This is a genomic window from Rhodococcus sp. ACS1 (assembly GCF_002300155.1).
Taxonomy (GTDB): Bacteria; Actinomycetota; Actinomycetes; order Mycobacteriales; family Mycobacteriaceae; genus Rhodococcus_F; species Rhodococcus_F koreensis.
Genome location: NZ_NSDZ01000005.1, coordinates 1,102,856 through 1,119,051, shown reverse-complemented (window position 1 = coordinate 1,119,051; position 16,196 = coordinate 1,102,856). Strand labels below are relative to the sequence as shown.

Genomic DNA, 16,196 nt, shown 5'->3' with positions numbered 1-16,196 from the left:
CCCCATCCACCTCACTCGCGGCCAGTCGAGAACGTCGACCGGAGAAATCGTTGACGGCGGACGACAGCCGGTGTTAGCGTCCACACATCCACATACCGGTCTGCATATCCATTATTTGGATATCGGTAAGAGGGTTGATCACCTACCTGCGCGCCGACATCACAGTCCGGCCGGGTACGGGCCGGCCGAAACCGCCCCTGCCTGCGCACCGCAAGAATCCGACGAACGGAGTTCCATTCATGAGCTATTCCCGGTCCGACGCCCGCTCCTGGGCCCAGGCGAACATGAAGGGCATCTGCGGATGCCTCCTGCCCACCTTCACCAGCGATCTGAAGGGAATCAACGAGCGCGCAATCCGGCACGACATCGCCCGAGAGAAGGAGCTGGGGATCTCGGGTGCACTACTCGTCGCCGAATGTGGAACCACTTTCGACGAGCTACTTCAGGTCACCGAAATCGCTGTCGACGAAGCCGCCGGCGGGCTCCAGACCGTGGTGCACGCTGTCCTGCCGACACTCGAAGACAACATCGCACTCGTGCGCGAGTCCGAGCGTCTGGGCGCGGACGTCGTCCTGGTCTCCTACCCGCTCACCTACTACCCGAAGTCCGAAGAGGAAGTCTTCGAGTACACCCGCGCGATCGCCGAGAGCACCAATCTGGGCATCATCGTGTTCGCGATGCACCTGTGGAACTTCCGCCGATTCCACCCGAGCCACTTCTCGCCGGACCTCATCGGCCGGATGATCAACGAGATTCCGAACGTCGTGGCCGTCAAGACGGAGGTCGGCGGTCCCGGCGTCGGCGGCATCGCGCAGATCTTCGAGCGCTACCGAAATGACGTGATCGTCATGGACCCGATCGAGTCGAACTCGCCCGCCTGGCACGCCGCGTACGGCATGCAGTGGATGGGCACGTCGAACTACGAGGCCTACGGCCCGTGGGTCGCCCGCTACTTCGACCTGATGCGCGACGGCAAGTTCGAGGACGCCATGGAGATCTACTGGAAACTCCACCCGATCCGGGAATCCGACGCGGTGGTGGTCGGGCAGGCACTCGCAGGGACCGCGATGGTGCCGCGGTACCTGTGGAAGTACCAGGGGTGGCTCAACGGATTCAACGGTGGTCCGCTGCGAGCCCCTCAGGCGCGCATCAACGACGGGCAGATGAAGCAGTTGCGGGCCGGGGCGGTCGCGGCCGGCCTCGACGTCACCACCTCGCTCGACGAGGAATTCCTGGTGGGCCGCAACCCGGCCTGATTCTCGTCGATCCATCCCACGACAGCCACCGGACTCTGGCCGGACCCAGAAAAGAAGGAAATTTCATGTCGCTCAACTCCGCCACCCTGCCCCGGGAGTTGGTCATCGGCGCACACCCGATCGAACGCACCCGGGAGTCGATCGACGTCCTGAATCCGTCCACCGGTGCGCTGATCGCCACGGTTCCCGACGGCACCGTCGAGGACGGACTGGACGCGGTCGGCGCCGCAGCGGCTGCGCTGCCCGCCTGGCGCGCCACCAGTCCGCGCGAACGCGCGGAAATACTCCGCCGGTGCTGGGAACTGATGACCGACCGCGCCGAGCGCATCGCCGAACTGATCTCCACCGAAAACGGGAAGACGCTCGCCGATTCGCGGGCCGAAACCGCATACGCGGCCGAATTCTTCCGGTGGTACTCGGAGGAAGCGGTCCGCGCGGTGGGACAACTCAGCACCTCTCCGAACGGTGCCAACCGCATATTGGTCGAGTACGAGCCGATCGGCGTCGCCGTGCTCGTCACCCCATGGAACTTTCCGGCCGCGATGGCGACACGCAAGATCGCGCCCGCCCTCGCTGCCGGTTGCACCGTAGTACTCAAACCCGCGACCGAGACTCCTCTCACCAGCCTGCTCATCGCCCAGATCTGCCGTGAGGCAGGCGTTCCGGACGGCGTGATCAATGTGGTGACCACCTCACGCGCGGGTCAGGTCGTCTCCGCCATGCTCCACGACTCACGCGTACGGGCGTTGTCGTTCACCGGCTCCACCGAAGTCGGGCGCACGCTGCTGCGCGAATCGTCGGATTCGATTCTCAAGACGGCCATGGAACTCGGGGGCAACGCGCCGTTCCTCATTCTCGAGGATGCCGACATCGACGAGGCCGTCACCGGCCTCATGATCGCCAAAATGCGGAACGGCGGCCAGGCGTGCACCGCGGCCAACCGCATCTACGTTCACAGGTCGATCATCAACGACGTGGCCGGGCTCCTCGGACAACGGATGGGCACACTGCGCGTCGGCGCCGGCACCAATGAGCGTTCGGAGTGCGGACCACTGATCAACGACAAGGCAGTCGACAAGGTGGAGCAGCTCGTCGACGCCGCCGTCGCCGACGGTGCGTCGGTGCTGACCGGCGGCCAGCGGCCGATCTCGAGGGGCTCCTTCTACTCTCCCACCGTCCTGGTGGGTGTCGACCCGCAATCTGCGATCGTGCGCGAGGAGATCTTCGGACCGGTCGCATCGTTGATCGCGTTCGACACCGACGACGAGGCTGTCGCCGCGGCCAACAGCACCGACCTCGGGCTCGCGGCCTATGTCTACAGCGGCAATCTGCAGCGCGCTCTGTCCGTGGCGAGCCGGTTGGAGGCCGGCATGGTCGCCGTCAATCGGGGTTTGGTGTCCGACCCCGCAGCACCGTTCGGCGGCGTCAAGCAGAGCGGACTCGGCCGCGAGGGCGCGCATGAGGGTCTGCTCGAGTTCATGGAAGCGAAGTACATCGCCACCAACTGGTGACGACGCCGCTCATTTCCCAGTTCAGCTCCAGGAGAAGACATGTCCTTTCCCTCAGTCCATCCCATCACCCACGTCCGCTCGGTCACCATCGCCGTCGAAGAACTCGCCACCGCAACCAACTTCTACCGCGACCTGTGGCAACTCGACCTCGTCACGAAAGATGACGGCAAGGCCTACTTCGGAACCGGATGCGCCGACAACTACGCCATCAAGCTCCGCGAAAACGATGTCGCCGGAATCGAACTGACCACGTTCGATGTGACCGACCGCGCCGGCGTCGACTTCCTCGCCAAGCGGGTCGCCGACAGCGGAGCCCGGATCATCCGCGAACCCGGTGATCGCAGCGACTTCGGCGGCGGCTACTCATGCATCTTCTTCGACTGCGACGGGCGCGCCATCGAACTCGCCGCCGAGATCGACCAGCGAATCTTCCGCGAAGTCGAAGCCGGAGAGTCCCGTCCGAAGTTCATCAGCCACGTCGTATTCAACACCGCCAACCTGCAGAAGACGATCAGATGGTACGGCGAGGTCCTCGGCTTCAAGATCTCGGACTGGCTCCAGGACTTCTTCTGCTTCATGCGCACCGGGCGCTGGCACCACATCATCGCCTTCGCCCAGTCGAAGAACACCAGCCTGAACCACGTCTCGTTCGAACTGTACGGAATCGACGAGTTCATGCGCGGCACCGGCCGCATGATGCGGGCCGGACACCAGCCCCTGTGGGGCCCCGGCCGCCACGGCGCCGGTGACAACACGTACTCGTATTTCCAGGAGCCGTCGAGTGGCTTCGTCATGGAGTACACGACTGCCCTTCAAGTCATCGACGAAGAGCACGGCTGGACTCCGAAGGTGTGGGGCACCAGCCTCGAGGAGCAGGATCAGTGGGGTACTGCCAACGTCTTCGACGAGGTGATCCTCGCAAAGATGGCGCCATCGGACGATCCCGTGCTGTGGACGCCGCCGCAACTGTAGTTCGCCCCGGCCCGCATCACGTGGCGGTGACGACAGCGTTCAGGAACCCGCGCGGAACAGCCGGCCATTCCGCCCGCCATCGGCCGGCTAGTTGCTCCTCCCGAAGTCCGGAGGCAACCGCGACAACCGACGGTCCGGCATCACACACGAGTCGAATGAGATTCAACTCGGCGCATGTCGCAGCAAGGGGGACGAGCTCTTCCATGGCTTCGGCCTTTCTGCCCGATGCAGACAGGCAGGCGGTCAGCAGAAGTCTCGCGTGCAACAACGCCCGCGGTCGATTCTGAGCCGCAACTGCGTGCACCAGGTCGTGAGCCCTGGTGCACGCAGAGCCGGCCTGACCCGGCGACCGTTCGGCGAGTAGTCGCCGGATGGCGCCGGACTCCCTCAGCTGCACCGTGATTGTTTCGATACCGTTGGCAGGCGCCTGATCCATCGCCCCCGGCGAGGGTGGCGCGCCCGTCTCCAGGCCTCGTCGTGGTTGTCGTACGCCGGATGGCACGACGAGCCCGAACCGGATCCTCTCGTCGTCGATCCGCGCCGCCAATCGCGGCAGTGCCATTACCTGCGCAATCCTGTCGCCCTCGTTCAACAGTGTTGTCGCAGATTCCCTGTCACCCGCCAGGACTTTGACGCGCGCCCCGGTCGCATAGATCGCGATCATGAAGTCGACCAAACCGATCTCCGAACCGAGCGCCCGGCTCTCGTCGAGAAGCCGTTCGGCTTCGTCGAGGTTGTTCTGCTCGTACATCATGTCGCCGAGGAGGGCACTGGCCATGCGTGCAGCGTGGGAGTGGATCCCCATCGATTCACGCGCAACCTGCACAGCCTTTCGATAGGTTTCCTCGGCAGCCACGACATCCAACTGCTCATTGGCGGCCAAGCCCGCGTAGCAGTATCCGTACACCGCACTGAACGGGCCGCTGGATTGTTCGTGATACCTGGCGGCCCAATCCTGGATATTTCGAGCCGCATCGAATTCGAACCGGCACATCCCCGCGAAAGAGGCCAGATTCGCCGCCACCGATACGCACCACGGACTCATTGTGTCCGGCTCGGCCAGACAACCCGCCACGAGTTCGTCCACCCTGTCGACGCGATCGGCGGTGACGTCGAGGAGCGCACGGACGAGATCGGATTCCAGCTCCGGGTCGTCGTCAGGCATGGGAATCGATTTCTGTGCGCGTAAGTACTCGGCACGATTCAACGCCGACTCCGCATCCTCGGAGTGGTGCAGGGAAACGTTGGCCCAAGCGAGGGCAATCTGCAATCGCGGGCGTTCCAGGACCGCGGTCGGCGGAAGCTTCGCGACCAGGCCGAGGAGCGTGGCCAGCTGTCCGTGCGAGACCAGGGACATTCCATGGGTCTCCACGAGTTCGACCGCTTCGTCGACCTGGGCGGCGGCAAGGGCGTGATCGACCGCCTCGCTGAGCAATTCGTGGCCGGCGAACCAGCGGAAGGCGATCGTGTGAAGACCTTTCACCCGATCGGGTCGGTCCCGTTCGAGCCGGGCACGGAGAAACTCCGCGAAGACACTACTGAATCGGTACCAGTCCCCCTCGTCGTCGACCCGGTACAGGAACAGGTCCCTGCTCTCGACCTCCTCCAACATCGCGCGACCATCGTCGCTGTGGACGAGCGACGACGCGAGATCCCCGCACATTCGTTCGGGCAGACAGATCGACAGTAGGAAGTTCACGGTCTTCGGCTCGAGCGAATCCAGGACATTCGCCACGAGATATTCCCCGAGCGCGCGGTGCCGCCCCGACAGCTTCTCGATGAATGTCGCTGGGTCGCCACGGCCGCGTAACGAGAGCGACACCAGTTGAAGCGCGGCCACCCATCCATCGGTCGATCCCACAATCGAGGCGACCTGTGCGTTCCCGAGCGCCAGCCCTCTCGACTCCACGAGAAACTCGGTCGACTCCCTGATATCGAATCTCAAGTCATGGAAGTCGATTTCGACCAACTCGTCGCGAACTCGGGCCCGACTCATCGGGAGCCCGGACTTGTTCCTGCTCGTCACGATGAGCTGCAGATGGTGGCAGCCGTTGTCGATCAGGTATTCCACTGCGGCAACGGAGGCGGTGTCCGTCACTCGATGCCAGTCATCGATCACGATTGCCAGACGCTCGCCCCCCTCGTGTATCTCGTCGATCAACGACGCGAGGACGAACCGTTCGACATCGTCACCGTGTTCTTCCAGCACTCGCACCAACTCTTCGGCGACGTTCGACCGGACCTGCCTGATCGCCTCGATCAGGTGGGCGAGGAACCAGTCCACGTTGTTGTCGTCGTGGTCGATCGCGAGCCACGCGACCGCGATTCCTTCCGCAATCAACTGGTTTCGCCATTGGGCGGCCAACGTGGTCTTGCCGAATCCTGCGGGACCGTGGATCACCGTCAGTCGTCGCCCCTGGCCCGCGCGAAGAATCCCGACCAACCGGCTGCGGTCGACCAACGGGTGGACGGCGGTCGGCGGCCGGTACTTGGTACGCGGCGTGGGCGGAGTCGACCGTGGCGGGCGCTCTGCTCTGCTCCCCTGCTCACCCGGCAGAGCCATGTCGTCGATGGTGAGCGAGTGCCTGCTCTGGACGAGGCGGAGCTCGTTGCCGAATTCGACAGCGGTTCCGGGGCGGTCGGCCGGATCCTGCTCCATCGCGTGCTCGATCGCAGCGCAGAGATCATCCGGAATGTCGTCGTATCGCAGGTCCGGGACCGGTTGGCGCACAATGCGAAGGAATTGGGCAACCACACTTTCGCCGGATCGGCGTTCGAATGCGGCGTGGCCGGTGAGGAGGCAGAACAGTGTCGCTCCGAGCGAGTAGACGTCCGATGCAGCGGTGGGCGCCTGCCCCTGGAGCAACTCGGGAGCAGTGAACGCAGGTGAGGCGGTGATGATGCTTTCGGACGTCTCGAACCCACCCTCGATCCGCGCGATCCCGAAATCGGTCAGCGCCGGCTCGTCGTAATCGGTGAGCAGGATGTTGGACGGTTTGATGTCACGGTGGAGAATGCCGAACCGGTGGGCAACTTCGAGAGCACCCGCCAGTCTGACTGCGATGCTGACCGCTGCTCGCCAGTCGAGGGGCCCCTCACCTCGAATCCGCGCATCGAGCGAACCTCTCGCGTGGTACGGCATCACGAGGTAGGGATGCCCGGATTTTGTGACCCCGCTGTGGAGGATGGCGACGATGTTCGGATGCCCGGACAACGCCCCCATGGCCTGCTGCTCGCGAAGGAAGCGCTCGCGGTTGTCGCGATCGACGTCCGACTGCAGGACCTTGATCGCGACGACGCGGTTCAGGTTGCGCTGGTCGAGCCGGTACACCGTGCCGAACCCGCCTCGCCCCACTACCCGGGCATTGTCGAACCCCTCGGCCTCCAGTTCGGCCGCGATATCCACGGCAGCATCCCGCTGAGTCGCTAGCGGATCGAACTCGACCATCGCCGGCCTCGACTTCCGGATCGGCTGATCACACCGTAGCGTCAGCATAGTGCCTGGTGAGCGGCGAAACTACTCGCACAGTCTCGACTCGGCACATCCCGGTGAGCGAGTACGGTTACTCGAAGATCCCGTGAGAGGAAAGCGACAGTTGTCATGTCCGCCGCACAACGCAAGTTGGGAAATGTGCCGTGTGAGCTGACCAGCTTCGTCGGTCGGCGCCGTGAAGCGGCGGAGACGAAACGGTTGCTGTCCGTGTCGAGACTGGTGACGCTGACCGGTATCGGCGGTGTAGGCAAGACTCGACTCGCGCTCCGGGTCGCCGACGACGCTCGCCGCGCGTTCGCCAACGGAGTGTGGCTTGTGGGGTTCGGTGAACTGCAGGCTCCGGAACTGGTCGAAGAAGCCGTTGCGAGCGCGCTCGGCGTGCGGGAACAGTCGGCATCGGGAACTTCGTCGATCCTGCAGAGGCATCTTCACGATCAGCAGTTAGGGTCCGCGATGAAATAAGTTAGTCGGGTTCGGGCGTGTCGGGGTGTGGGTGGAGGGTGTAGTTCCATTCGCCGTGGAAGTCGTGGCGGGTGAGGATTCCGGTGTCGGCCAGGGATGCCATGTCGCGGTCGGGGATCTTGATGCCGGTGGGGTATTCGGTGGTGTCGAGTTCGGCGCGCACGGATAACCCGGTGCGGGTGGTCGTGGCGGCGATGGTCTCGACGATGACTTCGTGACTGGTCAGGGGGCGTCCGCGCCAGTTCATTGAGATGTGGGAGAACAAGCGGTGTTCGATCTTGTTCCATTTGCTGGTGCCCGGGGGCAGGTGGCAGACGGTGATAGTCAGCCCGGTGCGCGAAGCGAGGGCGGCCAGTTCGGTCTTCCATTGCCGGGTGCGGTATCCATTCGATCCGCCGCCGTCGGCGCAGATCAGCAGTCGGCCGGCCTGCGGATAGGCGTCGGTCCCGACCGCGTCCCACCAGCGGCCGATGGTGGACACCGCGAACGCCGCGGTGTCGTGGTCGGTGCCCACCGAGACCCATCCGGCGTCGGCGGCGACGTCGTAGACGCCGTACGGGTTGGCTTTGCCGAGGGCGGGATCGATGAAGTCGTGGACCTTGACGTTCTCGGGCAGCCCGGCCGGGGACCATTCCCGTCCACCGTTCTTGTAAGGCCCGACCAACTCTTTCTTCTTGGTGTCCACGCTGATTACCGGATCCGATGAGGCCATGTGCTCCTCGGTCCGATCGTGTAGATAGTGGAACTGGGCATCGCGGTCGGGGTGCTGGCCACCCTCGGCGGTCTTGGCGTTGGCCTGCAGACTGTAGCCGAGTTCCTTCAGTAGCCGTCGGACCACGAAATCGCTGACCTGAAAACCCTTCTCGGTCAAAGCGCGCGCGAGTGTGCGGGTGGATTTACAGGTCCATCGCAGCGGCGACTCCGGGTCCCCTCGCGTGTCGGGATCGATCAGCGCCTCGAGCGCGGCCACGATCTCGGGCTCGTGCGTTTCGGCGCGTTTACGTCCGCCGCCGGGTTTACGTGAACGTTCTACCGGCACATCGGATATCGATTCGGCTTCGGTGCGTCCCCGGCGCACGGTGTCGGCGGCCACGCCCGTCGCGGCGGCCACGATGGCCACCCCGCCGGGGCCGAGTTGTGCCGCCTCGGTCCCCAGCCACAACCGGCGCTGCCGCTCCGTCAAATGCGCACGCATCGCCTCGAAACGCCGCCCCAGAGTGTCCACCGCATCCGCCACAGCACAACGATAGCCTCACCACACTCGAAAACGAAGTTAATTCATCGCGGACCCTTACTGCTGGTGCTGGACAACTGCGAGCACCTGGTGGATGCCGTCGCGGCGCTGGCCGAGTCACTCCTGAAGACGTGCCCGAAGCTCCGGATCCTCGCGACCAGCCGCGAGCCACTCGGCATCGACGGCGAGGCCACCCTCCGGGTCCCGCCGCTGCCGTTTCCGGATTCGAGTCGACCGTCCCCTCCCGCGGGGCTCGCCCGTTACGACTCCGTTGCCCTCTTCGCTGAACGCGCTTCCAGGGCTTTACCCGGCTTCGCCATCACCGACGACAACGGCTCGACGATTGCCAGAATCTGTGAGCGTCTGGACGGACTGCCGCTGCCGATCGAGTTGGCGACAGCTCGGCTGCGGGCGATGACTGCGCAACAGATCCTCGACCGGCTCACCGACCGGTACACGTTGCTCACCTCGAGCACCCGAGGCGCTCCCTCTCGCCAGCAAACGCTACGTCTGTGCGTCGATTGGAGTTATGACCTGTGCACCCCGGACGAACGGGCACTGTGGGGTCGGCTGGCGGTCTTCGCCGGTGGGTTCGAGCTGGATTCGGCTGAAGGAATCTGCGCGGGCGATCTCGCCCCGGACGACGTGCTCGACGTGGTCGCGTCGCTGGTCGACAAATCGATCCTGATACGGGAAGAGGCCGGTGATGTCGTCCGCTTTCGATTACTCGACACACTTCGCGACTACGGCCTGGAAAGACTGCGCGAATCAGGTGAATACGACAGCGTGAGACGAAAGCACCGCGACTGGTTCGAGCGTCTGGCGTCGGACGCTCGATCCGGATGGATCGGCCCGAGACAGCTGGAGTGGGTTGCCCGGCTGAATCGTGAACAACCGAATCTTCGTGAGGCACTCGAATTCTCCGTGCGGCAGCCCACCGAGAACGAGTCCGCCCTTCGTATCGCCAACGCCCTGTATCTGTTCTGGCGCTCGTTCGGTCTGCTGAACGAAGGTAGGCACTGGTTCGATCGTGCGCTGACTCCGGCGCCTACGGCAGACACCGCCGAGAGGATCACCGCCTTGCACGCCGCCGGTATGCTGGCCGGGGCTCAGGGGGATCTCGAGGTTGCTCGTGCGTTCGTGGAGGAGGGACGAGTCCTCGCCGACCGGTCCGGGGACACGTCGATGCGGGCGCTCGTCACGTCTGCCGAGGGATTCATATCCCTGTTCCGTGGTGACGACCTCGCGTACGCGCTCGCGTGCTTCGAGAGCGCTCGGGAAGTCTTCCACACGGAAGGCGATTCACTCCAAGAAATTTGGGCACTCCTCGGACTCGGCCTGGCGAGCGCGCACCTCGGAGACGTGACCCGAGCTGTCGATTACCAGCGGAAGATTCAGGAGATCACCGAAGCACACGGCGAGTCGGTGTACCGCGGGTGGTCGCTGTGGACCGCGGCGCTGGCAATGTGGCAACGCGGCGAGCACGAACGGGCCAACGATTTCCTGCAGGACGGATTGCGCCAGACACGTCGGGCGGACGACCGCATCAACTCCGCGTGGTGCATGCAGATCCTGGCCTGGATCGCCGCCGACGATCACTCACCGGAACGCGCCGCGACCCTCATGGGTGCCGCCGAAGCGCTGTGGCAGGGTGTGGGCAGCCCGGCAGAGGTCTTTCCGCAGCTCGCAGGCCACCAGGACGAGCGCGAACGTCGAACCCGCCGTGACCTGGGCGGAAAGGCATTCGACACCGCCTTCCGGCATGGATCGAGCCTCAGCTTCGGGGACGCCGTCGCGTTCGCCTTGAACGAGCGGCCACGACCGATCGCGCAGTCACACAGCGACAATCCTTCCCTGAGCCGACGCGAGCGGCAGGTCGCCGAACTCGTCGCAGAGGGACTCACCAACAAGGCGATCGCGACCACTCTGGTCATCTCGCAACGCACCGCGCAGGGCCACGTCGAGCACATACTCGTCAAGCTCGGGTTCAGCTCTCGCGCCCAGATCGCCGCCTGGGTGGTCGAGCAGGGTCAGAGCGACCAGATCTGATCAGACCTTGCCGATCGTGTCGAGCACCCAGGCGAATTCGAACGCTACTTCCTTCCACTTCTCGTAACGTCCGCTGACGCCGCCGTGCCCGGCGCTCATCTCCGTCTTGAGTAGCAGCGGCGAGTCGCCCGTCTTGGTGGCGCGCAGTTTGGCGACCCACTTCGCCGGTTCGACGTAGAGCACCCTGGTGTCGTTGATGCTGGTGATCGCGAGGATCGCCGGGTAGTCCTTGGCCTCGACGTTCTCGTACGGACTGTACGAGCGCATGTATTCGTAGACCTCGGCATTCTCCAGCGGGTTGCCCCACTCGTCCCATTCGATGACGGTCAGCGGCAGCGAGGGGTCGAGGATCGACGTCAGCGGGTCCACGAAGGGGACGTTGGCGAGGATGCCGGCGAACAGTTCGGGAGCCAGGTTGGCCACCGCACCCATCAGCAGGCCGCCCGCGCTGCCGCCGTCGGCGACCAACTGCTGCGGCGTGGTGCGTCCGGTGTCGATCAAATGCCGTGCGCTCGCGACGAAATCGGTGAAGGTGTTCTTCTTCGTGAGCGTCTTGCCGGTCTCGTACCAGTGCCTGCCCATCTCGCCGCCGCCGCGCACGTGCGCGACCACGAACACCACGCCGCGATCGAGCAGCGACAGCCGGGCGACCGAGAACGCGGGATCCATGCTGGCCTCGTACGAGCCGTACCCGTAGAGGAGCGTGGGGGCGGGGTCGTCGGTGCCGTTCGTCTTCCGCCGGACGATCGAGAGCGGGATGCGCGTCCCGTCCTCGGCGACGGCCCAGTCGCGTTGCTGCTCGTAGTTGCCGGCGTCGAAATCGCCGAGCACGGGTTGCGACTTGCGCAGGGCGAGTTCACCCGTCGACAGCACGTAGTCGTAGACCTGACCGGGCGTGATGAACGACGTGAACGCCATCCGCAATGTCGGCTGCCGCCATTCCGGGTTGGCCCCGAGCCCGACGCTGAAGAGTTCCTCGTCGAATGCGATTTCGGTGAACTCGCCGTAGCCGCCCTCGCCGAGCGGCCAGATGGCCAGCCGGGTCAACGCTTCCCTGCGGTACCCGAGCACCAGGTGATCGGCGAACGCGTCGACCTCCTCCAACCGCACGTCGGAGCGGTGCGGAATGAGGATGGTCAGCGACGTCGGGTCGGACACCGGCGCCTCGGCGAGCACGAAGTTCTCGGCCTTCTCACCGTCGACGACGTCGTTGTGCATGATCAGGAAGCGGTCTTCGCCGGCGACGACGGCGTGTTCGACGCCGTACTCGACGCCCTCGCGCCGCGGCAGCACCACCCGGAACTCGCCCTCCGGATTCTCCGATTCGAGCACCCAGCCTTCGCTGGTGATCTTCGACCCCACCCAGATCACGAGGTACTTCTCGCTGCGGGTGGACCCGACCGACACCCAGAACCGTTCGTCCGGCTCGTGGAACACGGTGACGTCCTGCGCGCGGTCGGTGCCGAGCTTGTGCCGCCACACGGTATCGGGGCGCCAGGAGTCGTCGACGGTGAGATAGAAGACGTGACTGTGGTCGATCGCCCAGGTGACGCCGGGCGCGGTGTCGGGGATCTCGTCGGGCAGCAGTTCCCCGGTCTCGAGGTTCTTGAAGCGCAGCGTGTAGCGCTCGTCGCCGACCACGTCGACCGAGTACGCGAGGAGCGTGCCGTCGTGGCTGAGGGAGAAGGCGCCGACGGAGAAGAAGTCGTGGCCCTCGGCCTCGGCGTTGCCGTCGAGCAGAACCTGCTCACCGGGCAGTTCGACGCCCGGGGCCAGTTCCGGCGGGGTCCAGTCGTCGGCGCCCGCGATCGGGGCCCGGCACTGGACGCCGTACTGCTTGCCCTCGATGGTGCGGGCGTAGTACCACCAGTCGCCCATCCGGGTGGGAACCGACATGTCGGTTTCCTGCGTGCGGGACTTGATCTCCTGGAAGATCTGGTCCCGCAACGGCGCGAGATGCGCGGTCTGCTGCTCGGTGTACGCGTTCTCGGACTCGAGGTACGCGACGACCTCGGCGTCTTCCTTGGCCCGCAGCCACTCGTACTCGTCGACGAATGTGTGACCGTGGTGGACGCGTTCGGTGGCGACCTTCTTCGCGACCGGCGGGGTGAGTTTCGCGCCTTCGGAGGTCATGTCTCAGCCCACCCAGTCCGCGAACGACAGACCCGAGATCCGCTCGTACGCCTCGATGTACCGCTCACGGGTCGCCTCCACGATCTCCGCGGGCAGCGGCGGCGGCGGAGTGTCTGATGCCCGGTCCCAGCCCGATTCGGGTCCGGTGAGCCAGTTGCGGACGAACTGCTTGTCGAAGCTCGGCTGCACCTTCCCGGCCTCGTAGCCGTCGGCCGGCCAGTACCGGGACGAGTCGGGGGTGAGGACCTCGTCTGCGAGAATCAGGTTGCCCTTCGGGTCCAGTCCGAATTCGAGTTTGGTGTCGGCGAGGATGATGCCCCGGTCGGCGGCGAAGTTGGACGCCCGGCCGTAGACGTCGAGGGTGTCGTCGCGCAGCTTCACGGCCAGATCCTGACCCACCTTGTCGACCACGGCCTCGAAGCTGATGTTCTCGTCGTGCTCGCCCAGCTCGGCCTTGCTGGCGGGCGTGAAGATCGGGTCGGGAAGCTGACTCGCCTCCACCAGCCCCTCGGGCAGTGCGACTCCGCACACCGCGCCGGTCTCGTTGTAGTCGATCAGCCCGGATCCGGTGAGGTACCCGCGGGCGACGCACTCGACGGGAACCATCTTCAGCTTCCGGACCACCAGCGCGCGGCCGAGGACCTCTTCGGGGATCCGGCTGTCGTCGGGTTCACCGGCCAGGTGGTTGTTGCCGCCGAGGACGCCGAAGAAGAAGACGCTCATCGCGGTGAGCACCCGCCCCTTGTCCGGGATCGGGGTGCTGAGGACGTGGTCGTAGGCGGAGATCCGGTCGCTCGCGACCAACAGGAGGTGCTCGTCGTCGATCGTGTAGAGGTCGCGGACCTTGCCACCGGCCAGATGGGCGTATGAATCGAGTGAGGGGCGCACGGTGATCCAGCCTATCGGTCGGGCACCGACCGCCGGCCGCTGACCTTCGAGCTGGGGAGACGCCCCGCGGTCGACTTCCCCGTCATCTCGTCGTCCTCGACGAGCACGTCGAACTTCAGGTGCAGTCGCAGCGGCTTGGTGATGGACTGCGTCCAGGTGAGCCGGTTCCCGTCGAGGACGGGATCGGTGAGCGGCACCTCTTCGGCGTCGCCGCGGGCGATCCCGCGGAGTTCGCCGTCCTCGGTGAAGAAGGTCAGCTCGACCCGTTGCTTCCCGATGGGGGTGGCGATCACGACGTTCCAGGTGCCTTCGACAGACATGGCTGTGCTCCTCAGATGGTGGTGGGTTCGAACCCGCGGGGCCGCCAGACGGTGCCGCGGCGTTCGTGGGCGAACATCTGCTCGACGGCGTGCGCGATGCGCGGTCCCAGCTCCCGCTCGAGCAGATACAGGCCGAGGTCGAGCCCGGAGGTGACGCCGGCCGCGGTGACGAGGTCGCCGTCGTCGACGACCCGGGCGTCGACGACGACCACCCCGGTGGCGTCGAGCAGATCCATCCCCAGATGATGGGTGACGGCGTGGCGGCCCTCGATCAAGCCGGCCATCGCGAGCACCAGCGATCCGCCGCAGACGGTGGCGACGATCAGTTCCGGGTCGGTGCAGGCCTCCCGCAGCACGTCGGGGAGCCGTGTCTCGAGGGTCCGCCCGAGAATTTTCGGGATGGTGTCGTCGCCCTCGGTGCGCTCCTCCACGCGCCCCGACGCGCCCGGCACGAGGATCACATCGGCCCGGGACGTGTCGAGCACCTCGGTGGCGCGCAGGCTCAGCGACCCCGTTCCGCTGGGAACGTCGCGTGCACCCTCGACCGACGCCAATGCGACGGTCACCGCGCCTGCGGCGAACAGCCCACCCGCGTGGAGCACCTCGAAGGGAGCGATGACGTCGAGCGGGTCGAAGCCGTCGAACAGCGCGATCTGGACATGCATCGGTGGGACCTTTCATGGCGTGCCCCCGGCCGAATGCCGGGGCCGTGATGACGCTAGCCAGCCGGCCGATCCCGGAGAACTGGCATTTCTGCCATGATGCAACGGATTTTCGCCAGCCGACATCTCGCGATTACGACGGGCCGTGCCCTGAATTTCCCACGCTTCACATGCGGTTGGCGAGAACTCGTCGACTGCGTAGGTTGTAGCCATGCACACCGTGGCGGTTCTGGCGCTCGACGGGGTGATCGCGTTCGACCTCGCCACCCCGGTCGAGGTGTTCGGCCGCACCCGGTTGCCGGACGGACGCGCCGCCTACCGGGTGAAGGTGTGCGCACCGGACGGGGATGTGGACGCCGGCGCGTTCACGCTCCGCGCGCCCTGGGATCTGCGCGCCCTGGACACGGCAGACACGATCATCCTGCCGGGACTGGCCGACCCGACCGCCCCACTTCCGTCCGGCGTGCTCGAGGCGCTGCGCCGGGCCGCCGGCAGCGGCACCCGGATCGCGTCGATCTGCGTGGGAGCGTTCACCCTGGCGGCGACCGGACTGCTCGACGGCCGCCGGGCGACGACGCACTGGGCGGCGGCCGACCTCCTCGCCGCGCGCCACCCCCTCGTCGACGTGGACCCGGCCGTGCTCTACGTCGACAACGGCCAGTTCCTGACGTCGGCCGGTGCGGCGGCGGGCCTCGACCTGTGCCTGCACATGATCCGCTCCGATCACGGATCCGCCGTCGCCGCCGACGCCGCCCGGCTGTCGGTGATGCCGCTGGAACGCGAAGGCGGGCAGGCGCAGTTCATCGTCCACGACCGTCCCCCGTCCGCGGAACTGTCCAGCCTGGACCCGCTGCTCCGGTGGATGCACGAGAACAGCCGCGAAGACCTGACGCTCGACGAACTTGCCCGGCGGGCCGGGATGAGCGCCCGCACCCTGAACCGGAGGTTCCGCGAGCAGACCGGCACCACACCGTTGCAGTGGCTCCACCGCATCCGGATCCATCAGGCGCAGTATCTGCTCGAGACCACCTCGCACTCCGTCGACCGCATCGCCGTGCAGGTGGGGTTCGGTTCGCCGACCGCGTTCCGCGAGCGGTTCAAGCGCGTCGTCGGGACGAGCCCCCACTCCTACCGCGCGGCGTTCCGCGGATCCTCCGCCACCGCGTAGCCGCCCCGCGGGCACGGCCGTGGAACACATCGCCGCCCGGTGTCGTTA

11 protein-coding genes and 1 pseudogene are annotated in these 16,196 nt (G+C 65.8%); 6 read left to right on the top strand and 6 right to left on the bottom strand.

From position 1 onward, the window contains the following. Nucleotides 1-239 precede the first annotated feature (239 nt). The 3 genes from CJ179_RS25860 to CJ179_RS25850 all read left to right on the top strand — a co-directional run bounded on the left by CJ179_RS25860 (nt 240) and on the right by CJ179_RS25850 (nt 3,739). On the top strand, nt 240-1,256 hold the full coding sequence (locus tag CJ179_RS25860; protein WP_072943161.1) for a dihydrodipicolinate synthase family protein: 1,017 nt from the start codon (nt 240-242) through the stop codon (nt 1,254-1,256). A 65-nt stretch (nt 1,257-1,321) separates the two neighbouring features. Next, the gene (locus CJ179_RS25855; protein WP_095863298.1) at nt 1,322-2,767 is read left to right on the top strand and encodes an NAD-dependent succinate-semialdehyde dehydrogenase; all 1,446 of its coding nucleotides are present in this window, start codon (nt 1,322-1,324) and stop codon (nt 2,765-2,767) included. Between the two features lie 39 nt (nt 2,768-2,806). Beyond that, nucleotides 2,807-3,739 (top strand): VOC family protein, encoded by a 933-nt coding sequence (locus CJ179_RS25850; RefSeq protein WP_072942982.1) that lies wholly within the window; start codon nt 2,807-2,809, stop codon nt 3,737-3,739. A gap of 16 nt (nt 3,740-3,755) precedes the next feature. On the opposite strand, the gene CJ179_RS25845 is transcribed toward CJ179_RS25850, so the two are convergent. After that, nucleotides 3,756-7,187 carry a serine/threonine-protein kinase gene (locus CJ179_RS25845; RefSeq protein ID WP_095863297.1) on the bottom strand — a complete coding sequence of 1,144 codons (3,432 nt, stop codon included), beginning with the start codon at nt 7,185-7,187 and terminating at the stop codon, nt 3,756-3,758. Nucleotides 7,188-7,340: 153 nt separating this feature from the next. Here CJ179_RS25845 and CJ179_RS25840 point away from each other — a divergent pair, with 153 nt between their 5' ends. Beyond that, a complete protein-coding gene (locus CJ179_RS25840) occupies nt 7,341-7,694 on the top strand; it encodes a hypothetical protein (protein ID WP_373560155.1) in 354 nt (117 codons plus the stop codon). A gap of 19 nt (nt 7,695-7,713) precedes the next feature. Here CJ179_RS25840 and CJ179_RS25835 read toward each other — a convergent pair. Further along, a pseudogene (locus tag CJ179_RS25835) lies at nt 7,714-8,889 on the bottom strand (ISAzo13 family transposase); the annotation flags it as partial. A 105-nt stretch (nt 8,890-8,994) separates the two neighbouring features. Between CJ179_RS25835 and CJ179_RS25830 the strand changes: the two are divergent. After that, nucleotides 8,995-10,977, top strand: a complete 1,983-nt coding sequence (locus tag CJ179_RS25830; protein WP_095863296.1) for a LuxR C-terminal-related transcriptional regulator — start codon at nt 8,995-8,997, stop codon at nt 10,975-10,977. Here the strand turns inward: CJ179_RS25830 and CJ179_RS25825 are convergent, their stop codons facing one another. Genes CJ179_RS25825 through CJ179_RS25810 form a run of 4 tightly spaced genes read right to left on the bottom strand, consistent with a single transcriptional unit; the run spans nt 10,978 to nt 14,983 of the window. Next, a complete protein-coding gene (locus CJ179_RS25825; RefSeq protein ID WP_095863295.1) occupies nt 10,978-13,110 on the bottom strand; it encodes a S9 family peptidase in 2,133 nt (710 codons plus the stop codon). A 3-nt stretch (nt 13,111-13,113) separates the two neighbouring features. Then, entirely contained in the window at nt 13,114-13,998 is an 885-nt protein-coding gene (locus CJ179_RS25820; protein ID WP_072942978.1) for a phosphoribosylaminoimidazolesuccinocarboxamide synthase, read from the bottom strand. Nucleotides 13,999-14,009: 11 nt separating this feature from the next. Next, nucleotides 14,010-14,318, bottom strand: a complete 309-nt coding sequence (locus CJ179_RS25815) for a hypothetical protein (protein ID WP_095863294.1) — start codon at nt 14,316-14,318, stop codon at nt 14,010-14,012. Nucleotides 14,319-14,329: 11 nt separating this feature from the next. Further along, nucleotides 14,330-14,983: a DJ-1/PfpI family protein gene (locus tag CJ179_RS25810; RefSeq protein WP_095863293.1), complete on the bottom strand. Its 654-nt coding sequence runs from the start codon at nt 14,981-14,983 to the stop codon at nt 14,330-14,332. Nucleotides 14,984-15,191: 208 nt separating this feature from the next. Between CJ179_RS25810 and CJ179_RS25805 the strand changes: the two genes are divergently transcribed. After that, on the top strand, nt 15,192-16,148 hold the full coding sequence (locus tag CJ179_RS25805; RefSeq protein WP_072942973.1) for a GlxA family transcriptional regulator: 957 nt from the start codon (nt 15,192-15,194) through the stop codon (nt 16,146-16,148). Nucleotides 16,149-16,196: the final 48 nt, after the last annotated feature.